At 70.9% G+C, this 5,078-nt stretch carries 3 protein-coding genes and 1 pseudogene; all 4 read left to right on the top strand.

What is annotated here, in order from left to right:
• Positions 1 to 2,379, top strand: a pseudogene (locus tag AC1DXV_RS31070) (hypothetical protein); the annotation flags it as partial.
• The gene (locus AC1DXV_RS31065) at positions 2,376 to 2,918 is read left to right on the top strand and encodes an eCIS core domain-containing protein (RefSeq protein ID WP_477937322.1); all 543 of its coding nucleotides are present in this window, start codon (positions 2,376 to 2,378) and stop codon (positions 2,916 to 2,918) included. The pseudogene AC1DXV_RS31070 and the gene AC1DXV_RS31065, both read left to right, overlap by 4 nt.
• Before the next feature lie 162 nt (positions 2,919 to 3,080).
• On the top strand, positions 3,081 to 3,875 hold the full coding sequence (locus AC1DXV_RS31060; RefSeq protein WP_477937320.1) for a substrate-binding periplasmic protein: 795 nt from the start codon (positions 3,081 to 3,083) through the stop codon (positions 3,873 to 3,875).
• Between the two features lie 13 nt (positions 3,876 to 3,888).
• The coding region (locus AC1DXV_RS31055; protein WP_477937318.1) for a methyl-accepting chemotaxis protein at positions 3,889 to 5,078 on the top strand (1,190 nt) is incomplete at its 3' end.

The following is a 5,078-nucleotide window of genomic DNA, read 5'->3' as shown; positions in this document are numbered from 1 at the left end:
GTGCTGGTGCTGGCGGCGAGCCTCGGGCTGCGCGCGGCGACGGTGCCGGCATCCGCCCCCGCAGCAGCGTCCTCGCCCGACATCGCGATGGTCCCGATCGCCGCGTGGCCGGCGGCCTCGGCCGCGTCGGGCATCGACATGCGCCTGGTCTACAAGACCGTCACGCTGCCATCGGCGCGCCGCGGTGCGCCGTATGGTCCGCGCGAGGTGGTGAAGGGCGGCACGCCGCCGTACCGCTACACGATCGACGGCAAGCTGCCGCCGGGGCTGGTGCTGACCGAGGACGGCCGGCTCAGCGGATTGCCGGCCGAGAACGGCAGCTTCCGCTTCGTGCTGGGCGTGCAGGATGCAGCGTCGCCCTCGCGCGCCGCGCAGCAGGCGTATGTGCTGAACGTCTACACGCCGGTGCTGCGGCCGGCCGCGGCGGCATCGGCTGCCATGGCTGCATCTGCGCCCGCGGCAGCGCCGGCGCTGACGACGCTCGGCGTCGCCGATGCCGAGGCCACCGCGAACACGCAGGCCGGCCTGCCGGTCAGCTACAAGCTGACGCCGGCCGACCAGGCGGGCCTGGCGCCGGAGCCGGCAGCGCCCGCCGCGGCGCCCGTGCCGGTGCCGGCCTTGATGCCGGCGGACGGCCTGCCGCCCGCAGCCGTCACCGAGCCGGTGCCGCCGGTCGTGCCGAGCCCCGACCAGTTGCAGGCGGTGCTGCTGCCGTTGACCGACGTGGAGTACCCGACGCGCGCGCTGTTCGTCAACGCGCTGGAGCAGAGCCGCTGCGCCTACTACCGGGTGCACGTGACCGAGACGGCGCTGAAGCAGCAGCTGGCCGTCGACACGCAATGCCCGCCGCTGCCCCCGGCGTCTGCGGCATCCGCCCCCGCCACGCGCAAGCCGGTTGCCACCCCGGCCGCGGCCATCACCGCAGCCGGCAGCCTGAGCCTGCGCGAGTTCTACGACAACCTGCTGCCCGATGCGCTGCGCGCCGACATCGTGCGTGCGGCCGAGAAGCGGCATCCGTTCGGCGATGCGAAGCCGCTGCGCTTGAACGGCGCCGGCTGCGGCTGCACGCCGCAGCGTGTCGACAACGAGGTGATCGGCTTCGTGCCGTACTGGCTGGCCACCGAGGCGCCGCTGACGGTCGACTTCAGCCTGTTCACGCGCCTGAGCTACATGGGCGTGGTGCTGGCCGACAGCGGCAACTGGGTGCTGCCGCCGGGCTGGGACGGCCAGGCCGGCGGCTTTGCGCGCGAGACGCGCCGGCACGGCACGCGCGTCGACCTGGTGCTGTACCGGCGCGACTGGGCCTCGCTGCTCGCCCTGCCCGAGACCCAGCTCGACACCGCCGCGCGCAACGCGGCACGCAACGCGGTGGTGCTGGCCGACACGCGCGACGGCGCGTTGCAGGCCGGCCTCGACGGCCTGTTGCTGCCGCAGTGGCGCGAGTCGGAGTACGTCTACGACGGCCTCACGGTGTTCTTCGAGGATTCGCCCACCGAAGGTCCGCAGCAGAAGGCCTTCGCGCGCTTCCTGAAGCTCTTCCTGCAGCGGTTGGTGGCCGAGATGCAGGCGACCGGCCGCAGCTACCAGGCCAACATCGTCGTACCCGACAAGCTGCTCGGCGACACCGGGGCCTACAACTTCTCGGACCTGATGGACGTGCTCGAGACTGCCGAGCCGCGGCGCAGCAGCAAGGGCGTGGAGGAGGGGGCCAAGGTGCGCTACCGCGGCACCACCGACCTGACGATCGACTTCCTGGTGCTGCTGAGCGAGCCGACCGGCGCGAGCACGATGACGCTGCGCGCGCGCATCGATGCGACGCCGAACCTGTCGGGGCACCGCCGCATCGCCTTCCTGGAGAGCGTGGTGCCGATCGAGTTCCACCAGCGCGGCGAGAAGGCGGCCGCGCTGCCGCCGCAGGAGCGCGACCAGCTCGACCGCGACCTGGCCTACATCAAGTGGACCTATGGCGGCATCGGGCTGTGGCCGCTGCCGACGCCGGGCATCGGCAGCGGCGAGACGGTGCATGCGCTGCTGACGCACAACTACGCGGTGCCGCGCGGCGCGCTGGCCGGGCTGTGCGAGTTCGCCTGCCCGAACCGGCTGCCGCTGCGCCTGCTGTTCGAGGCACTGGTGCTGGCCGAGGGCATCGGCATCGCGCTGTATGCGTGGAACTGCCGGGTGCGGCGCATCGGCCGGCGCTACCTGCTGATGGTGTGGGCGGGGGCGCTGGCGACGCTGGTGCTGGCCTTCGTCGTGTTCAGCTGCGACCCCTCGCTGCAGCACTGGCGCGAGCAGAATTACCTGCTGTACGGACTGATCCTGCTGCTGTTCGCCGCAGGCATTTACGTGACGTTCAAGCCGAGAGTGGAGGCCCCATGAAAGTGCAACTGCATTCCAACGACCGCGACAACAGTGGCTCCGAGACCCCTGTGCATCAACGCGCGGCCGATCCGTTCCACGACAGCCCGCGCATGGTGGCGCAGCGCGCGCAGATCGAGGCGGCGTTCGGCGAGGCCGCGCAGCGCGCGCCCGATCTGGGCGAGCTCGAGGAAGAAGAGCCGATGCAGGCCAAGGCCGACCCCGCACGCGGCGGGCTGCCGGGCGACCTGCAGGCCGGCATCGAATCGCTGTCGGGCATGGACGTGTCCGACGTGCAGGTGCACCGCAACTCCGACAAGCCGGCGCAGCTGAACGCGCTGGCCTATGCGCAGGGCAACGACATCCACCTCGCGCCGGGCCAGGACCAGCACCTGCCGCACGAGGCCTGGCACGTGGTGCAGCAGCGCCAGGGGCGGGTCGAGCCGACGATGCAGATGGCCGGCGTCGGCGTCAACGACGATGCGTCGCTCGAGGAAGAGGCCGATGTGATGGGGGCCCGCGCACTGCAGGCGGCGGGGTTGGAGACCGACGGGCACTGACGCACCGCGCCGCGTGCGCATTCGGTCACGCGAAGGGGGCTCGATTCATCTCCAGTTCCGATGGGTCCTGCCGAAAGTCTGGGGAGTGGACAAGAGTAGGCCAAGCATTGCTGCGCCTGCCGAGATCCGCGCAGCTCCCTTCACTCCTTCGCTCCTGCCCCCATGAACACGACCCGCTCCCTCGTCGCCGGCTTCGCCGCGCTCGTCGCCCTCGTTCCCGTCGCCCAGGCGCAATCGAACCCCGAGAAGATCACGCTGTGCCACTCGCACGAAGAGGCGTACCCCTGGCTCATCAACGGCAAGCCCGGCTACAGCGCGCTGATGATGCAATCGATCGAGAAGCAGCTCGGTGTGGCGATCAAGCTCGCGCCGATGCCGTGGAAGCAGTGCATGGCCGAGGTCAAGAGCGGCACGATGGACGGTGCGATCAATGCGAGCTTCGCCGCTGACCGCGCCGAGTTCGCGGTGTACCCGGTCAAGCTCGACGGCGAGGCCGACGCCACCAAGCGCATGTACCGCGCCACCTACGCGCTGTACCGCCTCAAGGGCTCGGCCGCCGGCTGGGACGGCCAGAAGCTGAACGGCGTCGATGGCACCGTCGGCGCGCCGACCGGCTACTCGGTCATCGCGCAGCTGACCAAGATGGGTGCCAAGGTCGATGACAGTGCCAACGCCACCACCGAGATCCTGAAGCGCCTGGCCGCCGGCCGCTACCAGCTGGTCGCGCTGCAGACCACCGAAGCCGACGACACGCTGCAGGCCGAAGCCGATCTGCGCGCCAAGGTCGAGCGCATCAACCCGCCGCTGGCCGAGAAGCCGTACTTCACGATCTTCTCGAAGGTGTTCTACGCCAAGCACGGCCCGACCGCCAAGGAAGTGTGGAAGCTCGAGGGCAAGACGCGCGACTCCGTCGAGTTCAAGGGCCAGGTCGCCCACCTCGTGAAGTCGGTCGACTGATCGGGGAGCCGCCGTGAAAGTCAAAAGCACCATCTGGCTGTTGCCGGTGTCGTCGGCCCTCGTGTTCGCACTCGGGGTGATGGTCGTCTTCGCGTTCTCGACCCGCACCTCGCAGGCGCTGGACGCGGTCGGCAGCACGCACTACCCGTACCTCAGCGCGAGCCAGCAACTGGCCAGCCGCTTCGATGCGCTGGTCGTCAGCCTGCAGGGCGCGGCCTCCGACGGCGACAAGAAGCGCCTCGAGGAGACCGGCCACCAGGCCGAGCAGATCCGCGAGCTGCTGAAGGGCACGCAGGCGATCCCCGCGCGCGCTGCCGCGGCGCAGCGGCTGCAGGGCGAGTTCGATGCCTGGTATGCGTCGGCGCTGCAGGCCATCGGCATCGTGATCGGCAGCCAGCAGGGCGATGAAGCGGCGGCGCTGCAGAAGATGCAGGGCGCGCAGAAGCAGTTCGGCGCGTCGGTGAAGCAGGCGCAGGCCGAGGCCCAGGAGGGCTTCGACACCGCGCTCGCGGGCGCCAAGCGGAGCACCGCGTCGACGCTGGTGGCCATCCTCGCGAGCGCGGGGCTGGTGCTGGTGGGCCTCGGCCTCGGTTCGCGCTGGGTGATCCGCCAGGTGTGGCGCCAGCTCGGCGGCGAGCCCGAGTACGCCCGCGATGCGGTGCTGCGCGTGGCGCAGGGCGACCTGTCGCACGACATCGCGGTGCAGCCCGGCGCCGACGGCAGCCTGCTGCACGCGGTGCGCGACATGGTGCAGCAGCTGCGCAGCCTGGTCGGCGACGTGCAGAACGGCGCGCAGTCGATCAGCCATGCCACCACCGAGATCGCCAGCGGCAATGCCGATCTGTCGAACCRCACCGAGCAGCAGGCCAGCGCGCTGCAGCAGACGGCGGCGTCGATGCAGCAGATGACCGATTCGGTGCGGCTCAGCGCCGGCAACGCGCAGCAGGCCAACCAGTTCGCGGCGTCGGCGGCCGGTGTGGCCGACCGCGGYGGCGAGGTGGTGACGCGGGTCGTCGCGACGATGGACGAGATCTCGGCCTCGAGCCGCAAGATCGCCGACATCATCGGCGTGATCGACGGCATCGCGTTCCAGACCAACATCCTGGCGCTGAACGCGGCCGTCGAAGCGGCGCGTGCCGGCGAACAGGGCCGCGGCTTCGCAGTGGTGGCGAGCGAGGTGCGCTCGCTGGCGCAACGCAGTGC

It is taken from the genome of Rhizobacter sp. P3_C12 (assembly GCF_056402735.1).
This window is presented reverse-complemented; position numbering and strand designations above follow the sequence as displayed.